This is a genomic window from Halovivax sp., assembly GCA_007119345.1.
Taxonomy (GTDB): Archaea; Halobacteriota; Halobacteria; order Halobacteriales; family Natrialbaceae; genus Halovivax.
The window spans coordinates 1-23343 of record SKPV01000104.1 but is presented as its reverse complement, the minus strand read 5'-3'; the positions used below and the strand labels follow the sequence as shown (position 1 = coordinate 23343).

Below are 23343 nucleotides of genomic sequence, written 5' to 3'. Positions count from 1 at the left end.
TCGCACCGCCCGCCGGCACGCGCCAGCGTCCGACCCGGCGCTCGCACCGTCCGCCAGCGCGCACCCCGTTCAGAGCGCCTCGGGGTGCGTCCGCGCGGGTACGGTCGGCGTGAGCTCCGGCAGGTCGCCGGCAGCGCCGCGAGTTCGTGCTCGAGACCGTTCGAGAACGCGCCGGTGGACCGTCCGCTCGTCGGCTCGGCCGAATCGATCGTACGGTCACGATAACAAACATCCCGATCGGCGTATCACGGTGGCATGTCCCGTTCGAACGACTCGTTCCTCCGGATCGGGTGTCCGAGTTGTGACGCCCGAGTCGACGCGACGGTACCGCCCGGACCCGGAATCGTGGGTTCGGAGGCGGACGAACCGAATCCCCTCCGAGGGAAGGACGCCCACTGCGACAGTTGCGGACACGAACTCGAGTTATTCTTCTATTGACGAACGAGAGGGGGCCCGGTCGCCGACGGTCCCCGCGAATACGGTCGAGCGACGGAATACTGGTCCCCCTCTTGGGCGCCCGGCAGGTGCAGGCGGGGCAGGAACCGTCGGCGAACCAGATTTCACGGTGAATGCGTTCCACCGAGCACCGGTACGCGGAGCCGAGTTCCCATCGAGCGTTCGAAAACGACTCGGCGCGGAGTTCCCGCGGAGCACGCGATGGCGACGCTGAGCGGGACGCCCGTCGAACGCCCGAGGGCGACACCGCGACGAACCGTGGCGGGGCGTCGCCCGTCGAGGTGTTCGATTCGATCGTCCTCGTTTCGAACCGACAGCCGTACAGACACGAGTACGCGGCGGACGACGAGGACCCCGACGGTCCCGATCCGGGGACGGACGGCTGCGGCGGCGTCGTCTCGGACGGTGGCACCTCCGAACTGGCGGGAGAACCCGCCGAGGCGGTCGACGGACGGTCCGTCACGGTCGAACGGCCGACCGGCGGGCTGACCGCCGGACTCGACCCGGTACTCCGGGAGGTCGGCGGCACCTGGGTCGCGTGGGGCGACGGCGAGGCCGATCGAGCCGCGGCCGACGACCGTGGACGGGTGCAGGTTCCGCCCGAAGATCCGGCCTACACGCTCCAGCGAGTGTGGCTGGACGAGCCGGAGGTCGACGCGTACTACCGGGGGTACAGCAACCGCGTGCTGTGGCCGACCTGTCACGGCCTCCCGCTACTGATCGAGGACCGCGACGGCGACTTCGACGGCTACCGTCGCGTGAACCGTCGGTTCGCCGACGCCGCGATCGAACACGCGGGCCCCGACACGCTCGTCTGGCTCCAAGATTACCACCTGGCGCTCGCCCCGGAGTCGATCGCGAACGCGACGCCGCCGACGACGACCGTGGGACAGTTCTGGCACGTGCCGTGGCCGACGCCGTCGATCCTCGCGCGGTGTCCCCACGGCCGGCGGATCCTCGAGGGGCTGCTCGGCAACGACCTTCTCGGCTTCCACGTCGACCGCTACGCCCAGCGCTTTCTCGGCTGTGTCGACCGATTCCTTCCCGACGCCGACGTGAATTACGAGACCGGCGTCGTCCGACGCGGAGAGCGCCGAACGCGCGTCACCGCGACCCCGCTCGGCGTCGACGCCGAGCGTCACGACAGGCAAAGCCGGTCGGTCGACCCCGGAGTCTTCGACTCCCTGGAGGACGCCCTCGATCTGGGGGGTGTGGGTGCGCTCGCTCTCGGCGTCGACCGACTCGACTACTCGAAGGGGATCCCCGAGCGGATCGCCGCCGTCGAACGATTCCTCGAGCGCTGGCCCTCCTGGCGCGGCGAGTTCACGTTCGTCCAGACGGCCTCGCCGAGTCGAACCGAGATCCCCGCCTACGAGGCGCTCGGCGATCGCGTTCGCCGCGCCGTCGACCGCGTCAACGACCGATTCGCGACCGACGACTGGCGGCCGATCGTCTACACCGAAGCCCACCTCAGCCGCGAGGAACTCTGCGCGCTCTACCGCCGCGCTGACCTCATGCTCGTCACGCCGCTGTGCGACGGAATGAACCTCGTCGCCCAGGAGTACGTGGCGGCGAGCGCGGACGGGGCCGGCGCCCTCTGTCTGAGTCGGGACGCCGGTGCCCACGACGTCTTCGGCGAACACGCGTACTCGATCGATCCGCGCCGACCCGACGACGTCGCGGAGACCATCCGATCGGCGCTGACCGCGCCGTCATCCGAGCGCCGGCGTCGGATGACCGAGCTCCGTCGCGACGTCTTCGAACGCGACCTGAACTGGTGGATGGGGCGGCAGTTCGACGACCTCACCCTGACGCGACGTCCGGACCCCGCGACGCTGCCGGGACGAGCGGGATCCGGCGACCGGAAATGAGCGAGACCGCGGCGTCCCACGCCGAGGGTTGTGGCGTCCCCCCGCGGATCGAGGGACCGACGGACGGTCTCTGCGAAACGCTTCGCGACGGCTCCCGGCTGTTGTGCTGTCTCGACTTCGACGGGACGCTCGCACCGATCGTCGACGATCCGGACGAGGCGACGATGACGCCCGCGAACCGGCGCGCGCTCGCGGCGTTGTCCGCCGAACCGTCGGTGAGCGTCGCCGTCGTGAGCGGTCGGGGAATCGCTGACCTTCGAACGAGGATCGACCGCGACGTGACGCTCGTCGGCAATCACGGACTCGAGATCGCTCGCGACGGCACGATCGCCACGCACCCGGTCGCCGCGGCACGCGAGCCGACGATCGCGACCTGCTGTGGCCTCCTCGAAACCCGGTTCGACGCGGTGCCGAACTGCGAGGTCGAGCACAAACGACTCACGGGGACGGTTCACCTTCGATCGGTGCCCGACTCGGCGCGCCGGCTGGTCGAGCGGACGACGCGGTCGGTCGTCGAGCGGATCGGTGACGGCGGACTGACGCTCGCGGGCGGGAAGGAGATCCGCGAGTTCTCGCCCGCGATCGACTGGGGAAAAGGTGACGCCGTGGAACTTCTCCGGGCCGATCACTCGCCGGACGCGTCTACCCTCTACGTGGGGGACGACGCCACGGACGAACACGCGTTCGCCGCGCTTCGATCGAACGGAATCGGCGTTCTGGTGGGTCGGGCGCGGCCCTCGAACGCGACCTATCGGGTCGACTCCCCCGCAGGGGTCGCCGAGTTGCTCCAGGGGCTGGCGGCCGACGACGCGTGACGATCTCCCGGGATGAAGTGACGCTATCGCGCCAACACATCCGTCCCGGAGGACCGTCGGGATGACGCGATCGGTGGTGATGGTTTCCGGCAACGTATCGCGGCGAGCCGAAAGTATTAGGCACCATCCGAGACACGTACGATCAAGGGACGAGATCTCCGATGAAGCTCCGACAACCGACTGACTTTTTGATCCTCGAGGAACTCGAGGACAAGGGTCGAAACGTCGCGACGAACCTGGCCACCCACACCGGCAAGAGTCGAAAGAACATCAACACGCGCCTGCCCGTCCTCGAGGACTACGGGCTGGTGCGGAAGATCGGTCCGGCCGAGCGATCGGGCCTCTACGAGATCACGTCGCTGGGGAAAGCGGCGCTCGTCTACCGGGATCAGTACGACGAGGTCGACGACTTCGAGGCGCTCATCGAAGGGCCCTCCGCGACGGCGGGCGACGAGTCCGCCCAGGCCGAATTCGCTCGCGGCGAGGACGAACGCCGCGTAGACGAGAACTAGACGGCCGGCCGATTTTACGGGAGGTGATGACCGTCGTAGCGCCGCAGCCGTCGGCGGGCGCACGGCGAAAAGCGGTAGGTGAACTGACGGTCGAGACTCCCGTCCGCGACCCCGTCGGGATACGCCCGCCCGCACTGGGAGCGATCGTCTTCGTACGTCGGGTCCCACGCGTACGCCGACAGCATCGGCGTCACCACGACCGCGTCGCCTCGACGGTAGGCTTCGCCGTGGGCGTGCTGGAGCCCGAGCCCGTGCCCGACCTCGTGGACGAGTACCTGCGCCGCGAACGTCTCGCGCGCGACCGGGACGGGTCGCTGGCCGACCGAGTCGAGGTCCGCCAGACGACGCGCTCCGCCAACCGCGGCGACGTGCGGCGCCCCGTATCCGGTCGGTGCGGCGTCCATCGGGGCGTCCGATACGAGGAGGTTCACGTCGGGGACGGGGGGAGCGTCTCCCGAGCCCGCCGCACCGGTGAGCAGGGCCGCCGGCCACCGGCCGCGTCTGATCGCCTCGGCCGGGTTCTCGGTGCCGATCGAGACGATCCCGCCGTCGGTGATCTCGAGCGACCAGTACGGCAGATCGAGCGCGACGGTCAGGAGGTCCCGGATTCGGTCCGGCACCGACGGGTAGCGAGCCGCGCGCTCGCTCCGCCAGAACCGAACCCGCAAGCGGTCGCCGCGCTCCCGACTCGCGTACCCGATCACGGCGAGGGAGCCGACCGAACCGACGCCCCCGAGAAGCGTCCGCCGGTTCAGGGCCGCTCGTCGGTTCACGCTCCCTCGTCGAACCCGGCCCCCAGAGCGTTAGCGGTGTACATGCTCACCGTTGAGTACCCGGACGGGGCGCGTCCAGCGCGGCGGAGGAGCGACCCGGCGGGAGCGTGCGTCTGACGTCGCCGACGCGGACGCGATTTCCGTCGACGCGAATCTCGACCCACTCCGGGAGCGCGTCGATCGACACCCGCTCGATCGCCACCAGTCGGCCGTCCGCACGCTCGACGAGTCGAAAATCGGTGGCCGTCTCTCGCAGGCAGCGTCGCCACGCGCCGGTTTCCAGCAGCCGGTCGAGTTGCCACCGGGTCAGGTACCGCCCGTCGTTCACGGCGTAGACGGCTACCGGTTCCCCGGTCACGGCGGACGCACCGTCCGACGATCCGTTTCGGCCCGTCCGATCGTCCCGTCCGTCGGCGATTCGCGACGAGATCGGCCCCGGTCGACCCGGTCCCGACTCCTCGGTCGAACGCGGATCGGCCCGCCGGCCGAGGCCGGGCGGCGACCGTCGGACCGATCGTCGATGCTGACGTTCACAATCGCCGATGTGTTCGCCGATTCGCTTCGCCGCTCGGGTTCACATGGTCGTCAGCTAAATCGTTCGGCTTTCGTGACTGTCACCGGCGGGCGACGGTCCCGAGTCGAAACGCGTCGCTCGAGCCGTTTCGGGCGCGACTCCGACGGCCAGACGACGTCCCGACAACGGGCGGGAGACTACTCCGGCTCCTCGAAGAACTCCGTGAGGAGGTGTGACAGCGCGCTTCGGAGGTGCTGGTGCATCGTCGGCGGGGAGATCTCCATCTTCTCCGCGATCTCCTCGCCGGTCGTCCCGCGGGGCCAGTCGAAGTAGCCGCCGTAGTAGGCGAGCCGCAGCGCCGTCAGTTGACGATCGGTCAGCGTTTCGGCGATCCGTTTCCGGCGCTCGGCCGCGGTGTCGACCTCCCTGTCGACCTCTCGCCGGGCCACGAGACGGGCGTTCGGATACACCTGCCGGAACGTCTCGAGCAGCCGTCGAACGTCGACGTCCCGCGGGGCCTCGACCAGCACCGTCGCCGTGCCGTCCGCGACCGACGCGGACTGGACGCGGGTCCCGTAGTTGGTCAGCGTGCGAACCCCCGACTCGGACAGGCGGAACTCGAGCGTACACTCCCCGTCGCCCTCCCGAATGAGGCGGGCGGACTCGATCGAGTCGTGTCCGCGAGCCTCCGCGATGGCGGTCTCGCCGTCGAGTCCGTCGACGGTGACGTACTGGTGGATGAGGCCGCCGGAGGTCGTGCCGGCCCACTCGAGGTCGACGGTGCAGTCGTAGGCCGACGTCACGTCGAACGAGAAGGCGTCCCCGTCGTCGATCCGGAGTTCGAGTTCGACGACCGTGTCGGCGAACAGCAGTCGGCGGTTCATGACCGCGTTGATCGCGAACCCGATGGTGTCCCCGAGCAGCGTGAACGCGTTCCGCTCGCGTTCGCTGAACGCGTCCTCCCGACGGGCGAGGACGACGAGCAGTCCGTAGACCGTGCCGTCGTGACCGATCGGGACGGCGATCACGGAGTTGACGTCGTCCTCGCGAGCCGCCGCTCGAACGCGGGGCGGCACGCCGTCGGCCTCCTGGACGGCGTTCGTCACGATCGCTTCGCCGGAGGAGAGGCCGTTCGAGATGGCTCCGCAATCGGCGGCGATCTCGTCGTCGTCGAGCGCGGCGAAGTACCGCTCGGCCGCGCCGGCATCGGTCCGCGGTTCGATCCGGGCGTCGCCGGTCCGTTCCCCGATCCAGGCGCCACAGTAGAGGTCCGACTCGACGAGTCGCCGGCAGACGCCGTCCTCGATCTCCGAGCGGGTGGGCGCCTCGACGAGCGTGTCGATCACGCCCCGCACGACGTCGTTGATCCGGTTGAGCGTCTCGAGCTGATCGCGCTGCTGGCGCAGCGACTCCTCGCGCCTGGCGCGCTCCGTGATGTCCCGGGCGAGCCAGACGACCGCGCGACGGCCGTCGATGGGCTCCTCGATCGGGTTGACGCGCCCCTCCCAGCGGAGGCGACCCCCGGTCGTGTCGGCCTCGTACTCGATCCGCTGCTGGTCGCCGGTCTCGATGGCCCGTCGCACGCACTCCACCAGGTCCGACGCGACCGGCTCGTCGAACGCGTCGAAGAGCGTCCGTCCGACGAGATCGTCGCCACCCACCGTGTACAGGTCCGAGACGTCCGATCGCACGCTCGCTTCCATGTAGGTGCCGTCCTCGTCGAGGATGAACGCCTCTTCGGGAAGCGACTCGGCGATCAGTTCGAGGGTGCTCCGGGCGATCCCGTCCCGGGAATCGTCGGGGTTCGGCCCGTCGTCCGTTCGGCGACGCTCGATAGCGGTCGTGAGTTCGTCGGATCCGATCGGGGCGTACCCGTCGGCGTCGCTCCTGGCTGCGGCCGCGGCCAGCCGATCGCTGTCCGACGGGGGCGCGACGACGATTGGGACCGTCGCCTCGCGCGACCGAACGTCGGATACCACCCGTTCGAGCGCGCCCGGTTCGCGAACGCTCGCCACCACCAGCGCCGGTCGGCCCTCCGCGAAGGCCGCGTCGACCGCGTCCGGCGTCGTCACCCGCACGGAGCCGGGAACGTCCGACAGGACAGAGCGCACCAGCTGGCGGTCCGCCTCGTCGACGATTCCGACAATCGTATCAGCTGTAACACCAGTCATCATTTGTATACGTTTCCCTCCACCGTCCGCGCTCGCCGCGGTCGGTCGCGACGGGCGAAACTTCTCCTGGATGTGTGGATCCCACGACAAAAAAGATAGCGACCGGCGACCGCGCGGGCAGCGGTGTCGTTCCGACGATGACCGACGACGACATCTCTGGAGCGTGGATCGCAACGGTCGTCGGCACTACCAGAGCGGGAATCGGAACGGTCGTCGGCGCCACCAGAGCGTCTACCGGATCGATCACCGTTCCCGAGGGCGCCGTCCTATCACGTCAGCGTTACGAAGGCGTCGGTTAAACGAGAAAGATACTTCGTAGTCGACGTGTCAAGAGTCGTCGGGGAATGGGATGCTCGAAACCGTAAAGACGCTGCTCTTCCGCGGGGACGGGGGCGTCGCCGTACACGAGTGTCGACGTTGTGGGACGTCGGTGGAGACCGCCGAGGCGGAGTGTCCCGCGTGCGGCTCTAACGACATCGTCACGCTCTCTACGAACTGAACGCCCCCCGGGTCGAGCGACGACCGCGCGGGCGGGTCGCCAGCCGCCGGTACGAGCGGCGGCGAGCGAACCAGTTTGTTCAGCGATCGCTCCCCGCGTGCAACCGACGGCGCCGACACGGTACGCGTTCGGGTCCGAACCACCACCGGGGCCGCCACGCCCGCGCCACCGGGGCCGCCACGCCCGCACGCTACGGATTCGGGCCAGAACAACCACCGGACCGGCACCCTCCCCGGACGTCGACGACCGACCTGGGCACCGTTCCGGGCCGATGGAAGATCCGCCGATCGGACGGCATCCGCCGCCCGGCCTCTTTCGTACCACGGACGACGCGGCGGCTACGCGAGAACGAAGCTCGGAACCCCGATAATCGGCGCAGCTGGCCGGGACCCCGCCGCGCCGACCGCCGCCGCGTTCAGATGTAGTCGTCGTCTTTGAGTCCCTCGATGAGATCGTCGACGAGGTCGTCGACGGATTCGTACGGGAAGTCCGCGCTCCCCGAGGTCTTCGAGTTGAGTTCCATCGCCGTCATCGAGAAGTCGCCGGACTCGAACTTGGTCGCCGGCCCGTTCGGGAGCGCCGGAACGAGGTCCATCGGACTCGACACGGGGTAGTCTGCGCCTTCGAACGCCTCGGTGAACTGCTCGCGGAGTTCGTCTTCGTCTGCCATTGCAGGAGATCCTTCTGGGGGAGAAATAATAAATTTGAGGGTAGTTGAATCGGTGGCGACCGCGTTGGTGATCCCGGTCGAAAGCACTCGCAGGGACCGAAGTGGCGACTGCGTGCGGTTCACATGCAAAATGCGGCGACGATGAACTCGCGCACGAGGGACGACCATCGCCGCCGTCGAAACGGCCTCGGTCCCACCCGTCCAAACGCCCCGACCCACCCCGTCGAATCAGCAGGAACGTTCCCGTCCAAACGCCCCGACCCACCCCGTCGAGCGGGTCGTGCCGCGAACGCCGGCCGGTGCGTCCGACGGCGCCGGTCGACAGATACGTCGCACGAACTTCGGTAGAACGCCCCGATCGATCGGCCCGGGATCGGTCTCGGCCGGACCGATCGGTCCCGAGTCGGATTCCGCCGGCTTCTCGCCGGTGCGCTCGGCGCCCTCTTCGTCGCGCTAGAGGATGGACCCAGTGACGGCGGAGGTGATCCCTCCCCCGGGCGTCGCGCCCCCGCCCTCGAGCGGTTCGGGTTCACCAGTCTCGGCCGCCTCGACGAACACCTCCTCGCTCTCCGGGCCGAAGTAGTAGGGATCGAGCGGGTGGAGCGCGGCCAGCAACCGACCGTTGGCGACGGCCGCGATCGACAGCGCGACGACAAAGAGGACGTCCGGGAACGGGATGACGAGCACCACCGACAGCGGCGAGTAGACGAAGTACGCGAGAACGCGGAACCAGCCGGACACGTAGCCGTCGATCACGTAAGCGTAGCGCCCGTACGCGCCGACGACGAGCCCGATATCGAGGTAGAGGGCAACGGGGAACCGGAGGCCGCCGCCCGTCGCGCTGGAAACCGCGAGGGCGAGCGCCCCGGCGAGCACCGTCGTCCGATTGACGCAGGTCTCCTCGAGCGCGATCCCGAGGCTCACGAGCCCCAGGTACAGCAAGGGCGTGACGATCCACCACGGGAGGGCGTCGAAGACCAGGACCGGGGCTGTGCCGATCGTGCGGGGGTCCGTCACCGGATGCTTCGCGGAGACTTCCTTCGAGGTTCGTCCGGTAGCGAACCTCGAATCGAACGCCGAGTCGAAGCGGGCTCGGGGGTATCCGATCGCGCCGTTCGGCACGCCGCCCGCTCAGATGCGATCGAACGGCGTTCGGCACGGCCCTCGCTCAAATGCGATCGAACGTCGTTCGGCACAGCCCCGCTCAAATGCGATCGAACGGCGAACCCAGCGGCTCGAGATCCACGTGATCGTCGACGAGCCGGGCGGCCGCGAGATAGGGATCGACCGCCGGGCCGGTGCGGTCCGCCGTCGGCGCGCCGGGGGACCCGTTCGTTCCCGGAGGGTCCTCGCCCGCGGCCGCGTCGCCCTGGGCGATCGGTCGAGCGGCGCCCGCTCGTCGGTAGACCGCATCGACGAACGCGTCTCGGACGTTCTCGTTGTCGAAGAGGCCGTGGAGGTACGTTCCGAGGACGTCACCGCGTGCGGCGCTCTCCGGACCCAGCGGGGAGTCGACCGGCGCCAGCTTCTCCGTCCGTCCCGCGTGGATCTCGTATCCCGTCGCGGTCCCGTCCGCGTCGGCGATCGGTCCCGATCCCCGGACGGTGACGGTCGTTCGGTCGAGGTGCTTCGCGGGCGAGAACCGCGTCTCAACGGGGAGCAAACGGAAGCCGTCGACGACCTTCCGGTCGCCGGTTCCCTCGAGGTCGGCGCCGCGGATGCGTTCGCCGAGCAGCTGGTACCCGCCGCAGACGCCGACGATCGGTCCGTCGAACGAGGAGAGGGCGGCGTCGAAACCCGCCTCGCGAAGCGCCAGCAGGTCGTCGACGGTGTTCTTCGTCCCCGGGAGCACGAGCGCGTCCGCGTCGGTGAGCGAGTCGGCGCCCGACGCGTCGACCGGTACGTACGCCACTCGGACGCCCGGAACGTCGGCCAGCGCCTCCAGATCGGTCGCGTTCGAGATGCGCGGGAGGCGAGGGACCGCGACCGTGACGGTCCGCTCGGCCGGGACGCCGTCGCCGTCCCCGGCGACCGCACGCTCGTCCGCGGCCGGGAGGCCGACGCTATCTTCCTCCGGAAGTCCGGGGTCGTCGTAGGGGACGACCCCGAGAATCGGAACGCCCGTTCGTTCCTCGATCTCGACGATCCCGGGTTTGAGCAGCGACGCGTCGCCCCGGAACTTGGTGATCACCGCCCCGCCCACCCGGTCGCAGAGCGCGTCCGGAAGGAGTTCGAGCGTCCCGTAGAGGCTGGCGAACGCGCCCCCGCGCTCGATGTCGACGGAGAGCAGGATCGTCGCGTCGGCGAACGCCGCCGTCTCGACGTTTGCGAGGTCGCGGTCGTGGAGGTTGATCTCCGCGATGCTCCCCGCGCCCTCCGCGATCACCACGTCCGCCTCCGCCGCCAGGCGCCGATAGGAGGTCGCGGCCGCCTCCCTGGCGCGCTCCCAGTGATCGTCGTAGTACTCGCCCGCCGCGACGTGATCGACCGCTCGCCCCTGGACGACGAGCTGGCTCTCGCCGTCGCCGCGGGGCTTGAGGAGCACGGGATTGCAGTCGGTGGTCGGCGTCATCCTCGCCGCGCGCGCCTGGACGAGCTGGGAGACGCCGATCTCACCCCATCTCGGTTCGTCCGCGATCCCGTCGCTCCCCTCGACCGCGGCCGCGGCGTAATCCCCGCCTGGAACCCCGTCGCTCCCCTCGTCCGCGGCCCCATCACCACGCTCGGACGGCGGCTCGACCGCGGACGTCGTCGCCGGCGGTCGGACGACCACGCGAGCGTTGTTGCTCATGTTCTGGGCCTTGAACGGCGCCACGTCGAGCCCGCGGTCGGCGAGCAGCCGACACAGACCGGCCGCGATCGTCGACTTGCCGACGTGACTCGCGGTCCCGGCGACGAGCAGTGTCTCGGTCATCGCGATTCGTGCGCCGATCGGACGGGGCCGCGGCCCTTCGTCGTATCGGTTCCGCGATCCGAACCGCGACGAGACGGTCGGCGGCGGTCGTCACCCGTCGGTCGGATCGGTGAGCGCTCACCGGGCCGTTCCCGCCAGATATCGATCCGACCAGTGCGCGGCCGCCCGCGAGGAGAGCCCGACGCCGGCGGCGCCCAGCACGAGGCTGGCGATCACCAGCGCCGCCGCCACCGGAAGCGTCGGCGGGACGACGGCGAACGCGGCGACCAGCGTGGGGACGAGCACGATCGCGACGCCGAGTCCGAACGCGGAGAACCGCGCGCCGTCGAAGAGAAACTCGTTCGGGGAGAACCCCGCGACGGCGACGGTGAGGCCGTAGTAGTACAGCGAGTAGCCGACGAGCACCGCGGCGCCGGCCAGCGCGTCGACGGGCGTCGCGCCGAACCAGCCGACGGCGAACGCGTAGGGGAGCGCGACCGTCGGTGCGCCGACGAGGACGAACGCCGTCCGCTTCGCCCGGAAGACGTCGGCGACCGAGACCGGGTGCGCGAGGTAGGCCGCCACGTCGTCGAACTGCGTGAGCCAGTTGTACGTCGTGAACGCGCTCAGGCCGAGGACGCCCCCGAAGAAGATCCCCGGTGCCGGCGCGACGCCCGTGATCGCCTCGACGACCCCGAGGAGTCCCGCGACGAGGACGAACAGGATGCCGACGGAGACGAACGGCTTGGCGAACCCGCCGCTGCTCCGACTCAGGTCGAGGACCGCCTTGGCGACGAGCGGGTCGGCCGACGGCAGGCGCCGTCGGAGTCGCTCGAACCGTTCGGGGGAGGTCCGGGACGGCGGTTCGTGGGTCGGATCGTACGCCGCCAGCGCCGCGATTCCGACCCCAGCAGCGACGCCGGCCGCGCCGACGGCGGCGAGGGGTCCCCGACCGGCGGTAACGAGTAGGTCGAGGGCCGCCCCCTGCTCGCCGGTCGCCCATAGCCCGACCGCACCGAGCCCCGCGAGGCCCGCGATCGCGACGGACGGGACGCCCCGCGTTCGCGCGGCGATCCCGGCGACCGTGACCGTCATCCCGACGACGAACGCCAGCCAGAGCGAGAGCCACAGCGCGGCGACGGCGAGGGGCGTCGAGGCCGAGAGGCCCTCCAGTCCCACGACCGCGAGCGCCATCGGCAGGACGAACGCGACGCCGTAGTAGACCGCGTCCTTCAGGAGGAACAGCCCGAACAGGACGCGCCGGGGTATCGGAAGCGTCGCCGCCGTCCCGAGGAGGAACGAGAGGTCGCCGAAGACGTCCTCGAGCATGTCCGAGCCGGCGAAGCCCGCCGTCCCCGCGTAGAGGCCGAACCCGACGGCGAAGACGTGGAGCCCGGCCGCCACGGCGGAGGCGGCCGTCCCCGTCTCCGCGAGGGCCGCCGCGGCGAAGACGGCGAAGGCGCCGAGCACGGCCGGGACCGCCAGGAAGCGAGCCCCGCCGAAGAGCGTGGTGTGGAGTCGCCACTCCTCGCGGAACAGCGCCGCGAGAACGACGACGCCGAGAGCGAAGGACCCTCGGACGTTCCGATACCGTGTCGGAGTTTCCCGTCCCGCGTTCCCGGCGTTCGATGCCGTCGCCCGGCGCCCGTCGACCGGCGGCTCGCCGGACGGGTCGGTCGAATCCCCGCCGTCCCCCGGCGCGTCGGCGGCCGTCCCCGCAGCCGACGTCATCGGCTCGCTGCGGGAACGTCCTGCGGGTTCGCCTCGCCGACCTCCGAGAGGAAGACGTCGAGCAGCGGTTCGTCCGTGGACTCGAGGTGGCGCTCGGCGACCAGGCGGCCGTCCGCGACGATGCCCACCGTCGTGCAGAGTTCCTCGGCGACCTCGATGTTGTGCGTGGAGGCGAAGACGGCGTTGTCCGCCTCGACGTACTCCCGGAGGAAGCGCTTGACCTGCTCCTGGACGAGCGGATCGAGATTGGCGAGCGGTTCGTCGATGAAGACCACGTCGGGCTCGTGGAGGAACGCCTGCGTGATCATCACCTTCTGTTGCTGGCCGCGCGAGAGGTCGGTGCACAGGGTGTCGAGTCGACCTCGGTACCCGAGTCGGTCGGCCCAGGTCGCGATCCGGTCGGCGACCGTCTCGTCGTCGAGGCACCGGATCCTGGAGACGTACCGGAAGTACTCCCGCGGGGTAAAGAAGCTCGGCGGCGCCCCGTCTTCCGGGAGGATTCCGACCCGGCGCCGGGTCTCGACCGGCTCCATCGACGGATCCGTGCCGTCGACCTCGACGGTGCCGCTGTCGGGCGTCAGCTGGCCGGTCAAGATCTTGATCGTCGTCGTCTTGCCGGCGCCGTTCGGCCCCAGGAACCCGTACAGCTCGCCGGCCGAAACCTCGAAGCTCAACCCCGAGAGCGCGTCGACGCCCCCGTAGGATTTCTCGAGGTCCCGCACACGTATCTCGGCCATCTATCGTCGGCGGATTCTCGCGGTCCGAATATAAGAGTAGTGGCGGGTCGGAAAATCGGACGGATTCCGGCTCGGTGTTCGAATCGCGATCCATTCGTCCGGAGGAACCCGCCGGCGTCGTCGGTCAGCACTCCGTTCCCGAACGCCCCCGTTGGCCTTCCGCCAGCGAGGTCGGGTCAGAACTCGGTTCCCGAACGCGCCCGCTGACCCTCGTCGATCGGATGTTTCTCCTTTCGTACGTTCGTCACGAGGTCCGCGACGTCGAGCAGGAACTCGGGGCGGTCGTGGCTGCCCGAGAGGACGAGCTCGAGTCGATCCGGCTTGGACTCGATCAACTCGAGCACGTCCGACTCGCCGATCAGTCCGCGATCGGCGGCGTACAGGATCTCGTCGAGAATCAACATGTGGACGCCGTCCTCGGGATCACCGTCGAGCGCGAGGGGTTCCCGAAGGTCCGCTCGGTCGGCCGCGTCGACCAGCTCCCGGGCCCGTTCGAGCCCCGCCCGGGCTTGCGCCTCGTGTTTCTCCTCGTCGCTCCCGTCGGCCATCCCGTGCCAGCCGTAGTGGCCGAGGTTTTCGTAGCTCATCCCCGGCAGAACGGCGATGGCGTTGTACTCCCCGCGGACCGCCTCGACGCTCGACGCGCCGCCCTTCATGAACTGGAGGAGGTGGACCCGGAAGCCGTGGCCGGCCGCGCGCATCCCCATCCCGAGCGTTGCCGTGGTCTTTCCCTTGCCGTCACCCCACCACACCTGAACGAGGCCGAACTCCTCGGGCACGCTCGGCTCGATCGGTTCGGCGGTCGGCGTTCGACCGCCTCCGGGCGTGTTCTCGAGGCCGTCCTCGCGGGATTCGTCGATCGCTCGGTCTCCCGACGTGCCGTTCGCCCCGCGATCGGACGGTTCGACCCCCGTCCGGCCCTCGTCCCGCTCGTCCCGGTTCATACTCGACGCGACGAGGCGGAGGCCCATGTAAGTGCGCGATCCGCGGCCGAAGCAGCCGTTCGGCGCGACTCGCAGCGCGTCCGAACCGCCGTGCCCGTACGGCGTTCGCCCAGTTCGACCCGACGGATCGGTTCGAACCGGGGATCCGGTACGGCCCCGAACCGGTTCGGCGAGTGCGGACGGTCGAACGTCGAAATGGATTCGGATTCCGTTCACGAACGTCGCGAAAGGTGCACAGTTTTTAGGGGAGCCGGCCCAATTCGATTCCGATGTACGACGACATCCTCGTACCGACCGACGGGAGCGCGGCCGCTGGGCGGGCGATCGATCACGCCGTCGCCATCGCGGACCGGTTCGACGCGACGATCCACGGTCTGAGCGTCGTGGTCGAGGGACCGTACGGGGCGGTCGACGAGGCGAGTCCGGAGCGCACCGCCGAGCGCGCGCTGGACCACCTCGTCCGCGAGGTCGAGCGGACGGGCGTGGACGTGACGCGGACGGTGCGCCAGGGGATCCCGGACGAGGAAATCCTCGCCTTCGCCGACGAGACGGGCGCCGACCTGATCGTCATGGGGACCGTCGGCCGAACCGGCCTGGACCGGGTGCTGCTCGGCAGCGTGACCGAACACGCCGTGCGCAACGCTTCGGTTCCGGTCGTCACCGTCCGCGAGGGGCAAGTGCGGCGGATCGACACGGCCGACGAGGCGACGTCCCTCGCGTTCGAGGCCCTCCGGGAGCGAGGGTACGAGAACCCCGAGCCGGTCGACGATCCGCACAGAACGAGCGGCTCGTGGATCGTCCCCGCCACCGTGGACGGCGGAACGGTCCACGTTCACGTCGACGCGGCGTCGGGCGACGCCCGGATCGCGAAAATCGACTGATCGGCGACGTCGACTCGGCACCGACCGGTCGGCCGTTCAAGTCGAAAATTTGTGCCGCTCAGAGGATCCGGTCGGCGATGATGTTCTTCTGGATCTCGGAGGTCCCCTCATAGATCTTGGTGATGCGAGCGTCGCGGTAGTAGCGCTCGGCGGGGTAGTCGTCGACGTAGCCGGAGCCGCCGTGGACCTGGACCGCCTCGTCGGCGACCTCGACCGAGATCTCGCTCGCGAACAGCTTCGCCATGCTCGAGTAACGAGCCGCGATGTCCTGGTTACCGGCCTCGACCTCGCTCGCGGCGCGGTAGGTCAGCGAGCGGGCGGCCTCCACTCGGGTGGCCATCTCGGCGATCTTGTGCTCGATGGCCTGGAACTCCTTGATCTTCCGACCGAACTGCTCGCGCTCGCCCGCGTACTCGATCGCGCAGTCGAGCGCGCCCTGGGCCGCGCCGACGGCCTGCGAGGCGACGCTGACCCGGCCGGCGGCGAAGAACTCCATCAGCTGGTAAAACCCCCTGTCGACCTCGCCGATCACGTTCTCGGCCGGGATCCGGACGTCGTCGAGGACGACCTCCGCCAGGTCCGAGGCGCGGATACCCAGCTTGTTGTCGATCTTCTCCGTCGAGACGCCCGTCGCGTCCATCGGGACGAGGAACGCGGTGATCCCCCGGTGACCGTCGCCCGGACTCGTCTTCGCCATCACGACGGCGACGTCCGCGACGGTGCCGTTCGTGATCCACATCTTGTTCCCGTTCAGGACGTACTCGTCGCCGTCAGACTGGGCGCTCGTCTCCATCCCGGCCACGTTCGAGCCGTGGGCCGGCTCCGAGATCGCCGACGCCGAGACGGCCTCGCCGGCGGCGATCTTCGGGAGCCACTCCTCCTTCATCCAGTCGTCGCCGAACTCGATCAGCATGCTCGAGCCGAAGCCGGCGCTGCCGACCGCCGACCCGATGCCGGGATCCGCACGCCAGAGCTCCTCGGTGACGATGGTCGAAGAGAGCGTGTCCATCCCGGCCCCGCCGTACTCGACGGGAATGTTCGGTGCCACGAAGTCGTACTCCGCGGCCGTCTTCCGGATCTCCGCCGGATACTTTTTCTCGCGATCGTGCTCTCTCGCGACCGGCTCGATCTCGTTCTGGCCGAATTCGCGCACCGCCTTCCTGATCGCCTCGTGTTCCGCGGACAGCGTGAAGCCCATACGATTCGTTACCGTTGTAAGACAAAGTACCTTCTGGAGAGGCTTCTGTTTGGTTATCGATGCTACGACCTACCGTTGTTGGCGGGTCGCGATGTAGCTCCGAGCATCAACTGACGTCGCATTCTCGTTCGACGCCGAAATCGACCGGGTTCGAAGGGCTCGGGGGCAACGACCGCCGGTTCGAGTACGCACCACCCGGTCCAGTTCTCACCGCCGGTTCGAGTACGCACCACCCGATCCCGTTCTCGCCGCCGGGATATCCGCTGGTTACGACGGTCGTGATCGAGAACACCGACGGATCCAACCATCCCGGTCGGATACGCGCGGCGAAGTCACCGCGTCGAAAACTCCTCGGGGAGCGACCGACCCGATCGCGTGACGGCTGTCGAGGGCCTCAGGCCTTCTCGCTGTGTTGTTCGTACTGCTTCTCGTACTCGCCTTTGCAGGTCGGACAGCAGAAGACCTTGATCTCGCCGTCGATTCGCGCGGTCTCTCCGGAACTGCTCACCTCGTTTCCGCAGACGGGGCACTCGAGCGCGAAGTCGGCCGCGGAGACGTCGACGGTCCACTCGTAGTCGGCCACCAGCGCGACGTCCCGGTCGGTGACTCCGTCGACGTCGATCGCGTCGCGCAGCCAGCCGTTCACGTCGCGGTCGGGCGCGTTCGCGTGGGCAACGACGGTGCCGTCGAAGTGCTTGAAGACGTGTTCGACGCCGTCCAGGGCGGCGACCGATTCGTACACCCGGTCGACGGCGGCCGGCTCGGCCTCCAGCGTGAGCATCACCGGCAGTCGGTCTCGGAGCTTTCGCCGATCGATGTCGACGGTGAATCGACGAACGATGCCCTGCTCCTGGAGCCGGTCGATCCGGTCGGAGACGGCCGGCGGCGAGAGCCCGACCTTCTCGGCGATCTCCCGGTACGGCCGCCGTGAATCCGAGAGCAACAGCCGAAGAATTTCGAGATCTGTTTCGTCCAGCTGGCGCATAGTTGGGATAGTAACTCCTGTCCAATGAATGTTTGCAGTTTCGATTGTCAGGGAACGTTAGGTGTCACGTCGGCTGTCACGATCGGAGCAGTCGATCGACGTCGGCGTGATCGGCAAGCAGCGATCGCATCCGCTCGACCGTCTCCGCGTCCCGGGTGCGTCCGCCGCGCACGACGTCTTCCGCGCGTTCGATCGTCGTCAGCGTGTCCGTTCGGACCGTCACGATAGGGACGCCCTTTTCCGACGCCTTGCCGAGGACCGCTCCGGACGGCCGGTGTCCGCCGGTGAGGATCAGACACCGAACGCCCGGCGCTTCGAGCGCCGCCGTCTGGATCTCCGACCGATCGCCGCCGGTGACGACCGCCGCGTCCCTGGTTCGCCGGAAGTGCCTGAGCGCGCTGTCGGCGCCCATCGCACCGACGCTGAAGCGCTCGACGTACGCGTCCAGTCCGGCCTCGACGAGCACCTCGCCGCCGAGTTCCTCGGCGAGTTCGCCGACCGTCACGCCGGCCAGCGTTCGATCCCGGGGGAGCACGCCGTAGACCGGGACGTCCCGACCCTCCAAGAACGGAACGACGTCGGCCTCCAGGGCGTCGAACGAGTCGTCCGAGACGCCGTTGAAGCAGACGCCGGCCAGGCGGTCGCCGAACCGTCGGGCCGTCGCGAGCAGCGCGTCGACGTCCCTGACGTCGTCGTATCCGGCCAGCAGGAGGACGCGGGCGTCGAGCAGCTCGGCGACGTCGACGTCCGTCAGGTCGACGACGGCGCCGAGGTCGACGCGACCGCCCCCCTCGACGACCATCCGGTCGCGCCCCGCCGAGAGGTCGTCGAACGCCTCTCGGACCCGCTCGTGGAGCGCCTCGACGTCCTCGCGGCCGGCGATCGCCCCCTCGACGAACGTCGGGGAGTACACCACCGGCTCGAGGTCGTGCATCTCGGCGTCGAGGTCGAGCACCTCGCGCGCGATCAGCGGATCCTCGTCGAGCGTCTTGCCGACGGTGCTCTGGAGGCGCGTTCCCTTCGGTTTCATGTAGCCGACGTCGTCGCCGTCCTCGCTCGCGTGCCGTGCGAGCGCCAGTGCCACCGCGGTCTTCCCGGTGCTCTCCGCGAGCGAACAGATCAGTAGCGTGTCTCGGTCTGTCATAGTTCCTCCGTGTCGACGGTCAGTCTGAGGTCGATCGCCCGGACGCCCTCCGGCCCCGCGACCAGGGGATTGACGTCCAGTTCCAGGATCGCCGGAAAGTCGGTCACCAGCTGGGAGAGGCGCTGGATCGTCTCCACGACCGCGTCGACGTCCGCCGGTTCGCGCCCGCGCGCCCCGCGAAGCAGCGGCGCCGCACGGATCTCGTCGACCATCTCGCGGGCGCCCCCCTCCCCGATCGGCGCGACCCGGACCGACGTGTCCTCCAGGATCTCGACGAAGATTCCGCCGAGACCGAACAGCACGAGCGGGCCGAACTGCGGATCGCGGTTCATTCCGACGATCGTCTCGACCGACCGATCGAGATCGACCAGTTCCTGGACCTGCACGCCCAGGATCCGCGCGTCGGGCTGGTAGTTGCGCGCCCTGGTCACCAGCGTCTCGTAGGTGTCGTAGACGTCGTCCGCGGCGACGCCGACCTCGACGCCGCCGATGTCCGACTTGTGGGAGATGTCCGGACTGACGATCTTCATCACGACGTCGCCGTCGATCGAGGTCGCGCGGTCGCGGGCCGCCTCCGGATCGTCGACGACCTGGCCCGCGGGCGTCGGGATCCCGTAGGCCTCGAGGAGATCCATCGACTCAACCCCCAGCCGGTTGTCCGCTCGGCCCTCGGCCCGGGAAAGGATCTCGCGCGCCCGTTCGCGGTCGACGTCGAAGGCCGTCGGATCGTCGTCGGGGCGCTCCCGGACGTCCCGGTAGGCGGCCAGGGCGTCGAGCCCGGCGACCGCCCGCGCGGGATCGAAGTAGTTCGGGATGCCGAACTCCCGCAGCACTTCCTCGGCGGCCCGGGCCCGCTCGCCGCCCATCAGGCAGGCGACGACCGGCGTCCCGTGCTCGCTGCGCTGCTCGATGATCACCTCCGCCAGCTCGTCGTAGCGCAACACCGCCGTCGGCGCGCTCACGACGACCGCGCTCCCGACGTTCGGATCCGAGAGCGCGAGGTCGAGGGCCGTCGCGAAGCGGTCGACGTCGGCGTCGCCGATCGCGTCGATCGGGTTGTAGACGTTCGCCTCGGCGGGCATCGCCTCCAGGAGCGCCTCGACGGTCTCGTCCGCGAACGACGCCATCGAGAGCCGGGAGTCGCCGACGGCGTCGGTCGACAGGACGCCGGGACCGCCCGCGTTCGTCACCACGGCGACGCCGTCTCCGTCCGGGGTGGGCAGCCCCGAGAGCGCGCGGGCGTAGTCGAACAGTTCCTGGACCGACTCCGCGCGGACGACCCCCGCCTGGGCGAGGCCGGTCTCGTAGGCGCGTTCGCTCCCCGCGATCGCGCCCGTGTGCGAGGAGGCCGCCTGGGCGCCGGCGTCCGTGCGACCGGCCTTCACGAGCACGACGGGCGTGTCGTCGGTCACCTCGCGGGCCGTCTCCACGAACGCCGCGCCGTCGTCGATGCTCTCGAGGTAGCCGACGATCACGTCGGTTTCGGGGTCCGCGCCCCACTCGCGGAGCAGGTCGGTCTCGTCGACGACCGCCTTGTTGCCGAGCGAGGCGACGTGCCTGAATCCCAGGTTCTGTTCGTTCGCCCAGTCGAGGACGGCCGTGATGAACGCGCCCGACTGGCTCATGAACGAGATCGACCCCTCCCGAGCCATCTCCGGCCCGAACGTCGCGTTGAGCCCGACGGGGGTGCTCATCACGCCGAGGCTGTTCGGTCCGATCACGTGGAGGGCGTACTCCTCGGCCACCTCGCGGAGCCGGCGCTCGCGCGCCGCGCCCTCGCCGCCGGACTCCCCGAACCCGGCGGTGATCACGACGACGTGCTCGACGCCCGCCTCGGCCGCGTCGACGACCGCGTCGACCGCCGCCGTCGGCGGCACGACGATCACCGCGAGGTCGACGTCGGGGCCGCTCGCGAGGTCGGGGACGCACGCCATCTCCAGGACCGTCTCCCGGTTCGGGTTGACTGGGACGATCTCGCCGTCGAAGCCCTCGCGCAGATTCTCGAGGATCGCCCGGCCGACGGCCCCCTCGCGGTCGGTGGCGCCGATCACCGCGACGCTGCCGGGGCTGAACAGCTCGGAGAGAGTTCCCATCACGTCGAGCGTCGGCGGGGAGGGAGTTAAATCCGGGCCACGATTCCCGCGACCCGGTCGCGATGCCGATTCGATTCGCCGGATCGATCGCTCGCACTCAGTGCGTCGAGAGCGCCCGCACCGACCACCCGGAGGCGGCGATCGCGATCAGGTAGAACCCGATGGCGACGACGATGATCGAACCGCCCGGCGGGAGCGACTGGTGGATGGCGACCCCGTAGCCGCCCAGTACCGAGAGCTGCCCGAAGAGGATCGAGAGCGAGAGCGTCTCGCGGAAGCTGCGGGCGAGCTGGGTGGCGGCCGCGACCGGGATCACCAGCATGCCGGCCACGAGGATGACGCCGAGCACCTGCATCGCCCCCACGACGACCACCGCGGTCATCACGACCAGCAGCGCGTTGTACCACGTGACGTTCAGCCTGGCGACGCGGGCGGCCTGCTCGTCGAAGGTGATGAACAGCAGCTGCTTGTACGTGATCGCGACGACCGCGACGACGAGGAGGCTCAACACGACCATCAGGCGCGCGCCGTCGACGGTGACGTGGGCCGCGTTCCCGAAGATGTAGTCGTCGATGTTCACCGACGTCAACCCGCGACCGTAGCTGATGATGAGCGTGCCGACGGCGAAACTCCCGGTGAGCATGATGGCGATGGGAACGTCGCCGTACGCGTCCGTCCGCTCGGCGAGCCACTGGACGCCGAGCGCGCCGAGGATGCCGACGACGAGCGCGGCGAGCAAGAGCGACGCGCGCCAGTCGGTCGTCGCACCGAAGAGCAGCCCGACGGCGACGCCGGCGAACGCCGTGTGCGCGAGCGTCTCGCCGATGAGCGCCATCTCCCGGTGGACGAGGAACGTGCCGACCAGCGGCGCGACGACCCCGATCAGCACCGCCGTCGCCAGCGAGTGCCACGTGAAGGGATGCCGGAATACGTTCGTCCCCAAGTAATAGTCGAGCCACCCGCCCGCGACGAGGTACTGCTCGTAGAGCCCGCCGGCGATCGGATACTCCTGCAGCCAGTAGAGGGTAACGAACGCGGTCATCGCGACGGCGAGGGCGGCCGTCGCGACGAGTCCGGCGACCTGAACCGCGCCGACGCCGAGGCTCTCTGCGATCCCCTCCCGTTCGACGACGTCGACCGATTCTTCGCTCATCTCCGGTCAGTGGTGGTGGTGGACGACGCGACCGCTCGAGCCGTAGGCCTCCTCGAGGGCGTCGCTCTCGACGAACGACTCCGTGTCGCCGTGGTGGAACAGTTCGGTGTTGATGCAGGCGATGTGGTCCGCGCGGTCCGTGACGACGCCGATGTCGTGTTCGATGAGGATGATCGTCATCCCCGCCCCGTTGAGTTCGTCGAGCAGCCGGTAGAAGGCGTCGCGAGACTCGGCGTCGACGCCGACGGTCGGCTCGTCGAGCGCGAGCAGGTCCGCTTCCGACGCCAGCGCCCGGGCGATGTAGGCCCGCTGGCGCTGGCCGCCCGACAGGCGGTTGATCCGCCGATCCGCGAGGTCGGTGATGCCGACGGTCTCGATCGCCGAGGCGACCGCCGCGCGATCCTCGTCCGAAAGCCGGGCGTGACCCGCGTGGGCGAACCGGCCCATCGTCACGACCTCGCGGACGGTCACCGGCATCGTGCCGGCCCGGTCGGTCGCCCCCTGGGAGACGTAGCCGATCCGTTCGCCGCGCTCGAACGAGTCGACGGGCTCGCCGAACAGTTCGACGCGTCCCGAACTCGGTTCGATCAGCCCCAGCATGATGTGGAGCAACGTCGTCTTCCCGGAGCCGTTCGGACCGATCAGCCCGAGGAAGTCGCCCCGCCCGATCGTCAGCGAAACGTCGTCTACGGCGGGCTGGTCGCCGTATGCGAACGTCACGTTCTCGAGTCGGACGGCCGGCGTCACGGTGATCCTAGTGCCTTCTCGAACGCGGGGACGTTTATCTCTTCCATTTGCTCGACGTATCCCCATCCCTCGTCGTTCCACTCCTCGGTCGTCCCCTCGGTGGGCGACACCGCCGCGACCTCGGTCGCGTCGCTGTTCTCGACGATCGTCTCCGCGAGGTCCGGTGCCTCGAAGTAGTCGTAGAGGATCACCTCGATCCCTTCTTCGTTCACGAAGTCGATCGTGTCCGCGATGTCGTTCGTGCTCGGCGACTGATCCGGGGAAACGCCCGTCGGCGAGTGGAGTTCGAACCCGTACCGATCCTCGAGGTACTGGAACGAGTCGTGGCCGGCGATCACGCCCACGCGACGCTCGGCGTCGTCGACCAGCTCGCGGAACCGCTCGTCGAGGGCGTCCAGCCGCTCCGCGTACGCCGCGGCGTTCTCCTCGAAGGTGTCTTCGTTATCGGGATCGACCTCGGCGAGTCCACCGGCGATGTTCTCGACGACCTGCTTGGCCCGCACCGGATCGACCCAGACGTGCGGATCGTACTCGCCGTGGTCGTGGTCGTGGTCGT

General features: G+C 69.3%; 22 protein-coding genes. 6 read left to right on the top strand and 16 right to left on the bottom strand.

From position 1 onward, the window contains the following. The first annotated feature begins 255 nt into the window (after positions 1-255). The 4 genes from QZT59_RS07230 (at position 256) to QZT59_RS07215 (ending at position 3654) form a co-directional block, all read left to right on the top strand. Entirely contained in the window at positions 256-438 is a 183-nt protein-coding gene (locus QZT59_RS07230) for a hypothetical protein (protein WP_290813490.1), read from the top strand. A 299-nt stretch (positions 439-737) separates the two neighbouring features. Next, entirely contained in the window at positions 738-2327 is a 1590-nt protein-coding gene (locus QZT59_RS07225) for a trehalose-6-phosphate synthase (RefSeq protein WP_290813488.1), read from the top strand. Continuing rightward, entirely contained in the window at positions 2324-3142 is an 819-nt protein-coding gene (gene otsB, locus QZT59_RS07220) for a trehalose-phosphatase (protein ID WP_290813485.1), read from the top strand. Before QZT59_RS07225 ends, otsB begins: the two co-directional genes overlap by 4 nt. Before the next feature lie 161 nt (positions 3143-3303). Then, positions 3304-3654 (top strand): winged helix-turn-helix domain-containing protein, encoded by a 351-nt coding sequence (locus QZT59_RS07215; protein WP_290813482.1) that lies wholly within the window; start codon positions 3304-3306, stop codon positions 3652-3654. A 14-nt stretch (positions 3655-3668) separates the two neighbouring features. On the opposite strand, the gene QZT59_RS07210 is transcribed toward QZT59_RS07215, so the two are convergent. From QZT59_RS07210 to QZT59_RS07200, 3 genes are all read right to left on the bottom strand, one after another. Continuing rightward, entirely contained in the window at positions 3669-4427 is a 759-nt protein-coding gene (locus QZT59_RS07210; protein WP_290813479.1) for a peptidase M10A and M12B matrixin and adamalysin, read from the bottom strand. Between the two features lie 46 nt (positions 4428-4473). Further along, entirely contained in the window at positions 4474-4785 is a 312-nt protein-coding gene (locus tag QZT59_RS07205) for a hypothetical protein (RefSeq protein ID WP_290813476.1), read from the bottom strand. Between the two features lie 353 nt (positions 4786-5138). Beyond that, positions 5139-7112, bottom strand: a complete 1974-nt coding sequence (locus tag QZT59_RS07200; RefSeq protein ID WP_290813474.1) for a bacterio-opsin activator domain-containing protein — start codon at positions 7110-7112, stop codon at positions 5139-5141. Between the two features lie 349 nt (positions 7113-7461). Here QZT59_RS07200 and QZT59_RS07195 point away from each other — a divergent pair, with 349 nt between their 5' ends. Then, positions 7462-7611: a hypothetical protein gene (locus QZT59_RS07195; protein ID WP_290813472.1), complete on the top strand. Its 150-nt coding sequence runs from the start codon at positions 7462-7464 to the stop codon at positions 7609-7611. A gap of 415 nt (positions 7612-8026) precedes the next feature. Here QZT59_RS07195 and QZT59_RS07190 read toward each other — a convergent pair whose 3' ends face one another. The 6 genes from QZT59_RS07190 to QZT59_RS07165 all read right to left on the bottom strand — a co-directional run bounded on the left by QZT59_RS07190 (position 8027) and on the right by QZT59_RS07165 (position 14586). After that, positions 8027-8281, bottom strand: coding sequence for an MTH865 family protein (locus QZT59_RS07190; protein ID WP_290813469.1), 255 nt, complete (start codon positions 8279-8281; stop codon positions 8027-8029). 453 nt (positions 8282-8734) lie between these two features. Continuing rightward, on the bottom strand, positions 8735-9298 hold the full coding sequence (locus tag QZT59_RS07185; protein WP_290813466.1) for a hypothetical protein: 564 nt from the start codon (positions 9296-9298) through the stop codon (positions 8735-8737). Between the two features lie 187 nt (positions 9299-9485). Further along, positions 9486-11195 (bottom strand): cobyric acid synthase, encoded by a 1710-nt coding sequence (locus tag QZT59_RS07180; protein ID WP_290813463.1) that lies wholly within the window; start codon positions 11193-11195, stop codon positions 9486-9488. Positions 11196-11312: 117 nt separating this feature from the next. Next, entirely contained in the window at positions 11313-12905 is a 1593-nt protein-coding gene (locus tag QZT59_RS07175) for a hypothetical protein (RefSeq protein ID WP_290813460.1), read from the bottom strand. Then, entirely contained in the window at positions 12902-13642 is a 741-nt protein-coding gene (locus QZT59_RS07170) for an ABC transporter ATP-binding protein (RefSeq protein WP_290813457.1), read from the bottom strand. Before QZT59_RS07170 ends, QZT59_RS07175 begins: the two co-directional genes overlap by 4 nt. 176 nt (positions 13643-13818) lie before the next feature. Continuing rightward, entirely contained in the window at positions 13819-14586 is a 768-nt protein-coding gene (locus tag QZT59_RS07165; RefSeq protein WP_290813454.1) for a cob(I)yrinic acid a,c-diamide adenosyltransferase, read from the bottom strand. Positions 14587-14855: 269 nt separating this feature from the next. Between QZT59_RS07165 and QZT59_RS07160 the strand changes: the two genes are divergently transcribed. Next, positions 14856-15467: a universal stress protein gene (locus tag QZT59_RS07160; protein WP_290813451.1), complete on the top strand. Its 612-nt coding sequence runs from the start codon at positions 14856-14858 to the stop codon at positions 15465-15467. A 58-nt stretch (positions 15468-15525) separates the two neighbouring features. On the opposite strand, the gene QZT59_RS07155 is transcribed toward QZT59_RS07160, so the two are convergent. The 7 genes from QZT59_RS07155 to QZT59_RS07125 all read right to left on the bottom strand — a co-directional run. Beyond that, the gene (locus tag QZT59_RS07155; RefSeq protein WP_290813448.1) at positions 15526-16665 is read right to left on the bottom strand and encodes an acyl-CoA dehydrogenase family protein; all 1140 of its coding nucleotides are present in this window, start codon (positions 16663-16665) and stop codon (positions 15526-15528) included. 394 nt (positions 16666-17059) lie between these two features. Beyond that, positions 17060-17650, bottom strand: coding sequence for a winged helix-turn-helix transcriptional regulator (locus QZT59_RS07150; RefSeq protein ID WP_290813445.1), 591 nt, complete (start codon positions 17648-17650; stop codon positions 17060-17062). A gap of 76 nt (positions 17651-17726) precedes the next feature. Then, entirely contained in the window at positions 17727-18794 is a 1068-nt protein-coding gene (locus QZT59_RS07145) for a phosphotransacetylase family protein (RefSeq protein ID WP_290813442.1), read from the bottom strand. Then, positions 18791-20887 (bottom strand): acetate--CoA ligase family protein, encoded by a 2097-nt coding sequence (locus tag QZT59_RS07140; RefSeq protein WP_290813440.1) that lies wholly within the window; start codon positions 20885-20887, stop codon positions 18791-18793. Before QZT59_RS07140 ends, QZT59_RS07145 begins: the two co-directional genes overlap by 4 nt. A gap of 97 nt (positions 20888-20984) precedes the next feature. Next, positions 20985-22040, bottom strand: a complete 1056-nt coding sequence (locus QZT59_RS07135; RefSeq protein ID WP_290813437.1) for a metal ABC transporter permease — start codon at positions 22038-22040, stop codon at positions 20985-20987. 6 nt (positions 22041-22046) lie between these two features. Continuing rightward, entirely contained in the window at positions 22047-22787 is a 741-nt protein-coding gene (locus tag QZT59_RS07130) for a metal ABC transporter ATP-binding protein (RefSeq protein ID WP_290813434.1), read from the bottom strand. Continuing rightward, positions 22784-23343 (bottom strand): metal ABC transporter substrate-binding protein (locus QZT59_RS07125; protein WP_290813431.1); only part of this gene is annotated, 560 nt, incomplete at its 5' end. The genes QZT59_RS07130 and QZT59_RS07125, both read right to left, overlap by 4 nt.

Coding starts and splice junctions, on each gene's coding strand:
- QZT59_RS07170 (WP_290813457.1), bottom strand. CDS start 13,642: ATGGCCGAGATACGTGTGCGGGACCTCGAGAAATCCTACGGGGGCGTC.
- QZT59_RS07200 (WP_290813474.1), bottom strand. CDS start 7,112: ATGACTGGTGTTACAGCTGATACGATTGTCGGAATCGTCGACGAGGCG.
- QZT59_RS07140 (WP_290813440.1), bottom strand. CDS start 20,887: ATGGGAACTCTCTCCGAGCTGTTCAGCCCCGGCAGCGTCGCGGTGATC.
- QZT59_RS07135 (WP_290813437.1), bottom strand. CDS start 22,040: ATGAGCGAAGAATCGGTCGACGTCGTCGAACGGGAGGGGATCGCAGAG.
- QZT59_RS07145 (WP_290813442.1), bottom strand. CDS start 18,794: ATGACAGACCGAGACACGCTACTGATCTGTTCGCTCGCGGAGAGCACC.
- QZT59_RS07190 (WP_290813469.1), bottom strand. CDS start 8,281: ATGGCAGACGAAGACGAACTCCGCGAGCAGTTCACCGAGGCGTTCGAA.
- QZT59_RS07215 (WP_290813482.1), top strand. CDS start 3,304: ATGAAGCTCCGACAACCGACTGACTTTTTGATCCTCGAGGAACTCGAG.
- QZT59_RS07165 (WP_290813454.1), bottom strand. CDS start 14,586: ATGAACCGGGACGAGCGGGACGAGGGCCGGACGGGGGTCGAACCGTCC.
- QZT59_RS07180 (WP_290813463.1), bottom strand. CDS start 11,195: ATGACCGAGACACTGCTCGTCGCCGGGACCGCGAGTCACGTCGGCAAG.
- QZT59_RS07175 (WP_290813460.1), bottom strand. CDS start 12,905: ATGACGTCGGCTGCGGGGACGGCCGCCGACGCGCCGGGGGACGGCGGG.
- QZT59_RS07195 (WP_290813472.1), top strand. CDS start 7,462: ATGCTCGAAACCGTAAAGACGCTGCTCTTCCGCGGGGACGGGGGCGTC.
- QZT59_RS07160 (WP_290813451.1), top strand. CDS start 14,856: ATGTACGACGACATCCTCGTACCGACCGACGGGAGCGCGGCCGCTGGG.
- QZT59_RS07230 (WP_290813490.1), top strand. CDS start 256: ATGTCCCGTTCGAACGACTCGTTCCTCCGGATCGGGTGTCCGAGTTGT.
- QZT59_RS07150 (WP_290813445.1), bottom strand. CDS start 17,650: ATGCGCCAGCTGGACGAAACAGATCTCGAAATTCTTCGGCTGTTGCTC.
- otsB (WP_290813485.1), top strand. CDS start 2,324: ATGAGCGAGACCGCGGCGTCCCACGCCGAGGGTTGTGGCGTCCCCCCG.
- QZT59_RS07155 (WP_290813448.1), bottom strand. CDS start 16,665: ATGGGCTTCACGCTGTCCGCGGAACACGAGGCGATCAGGAAGGCGGTG.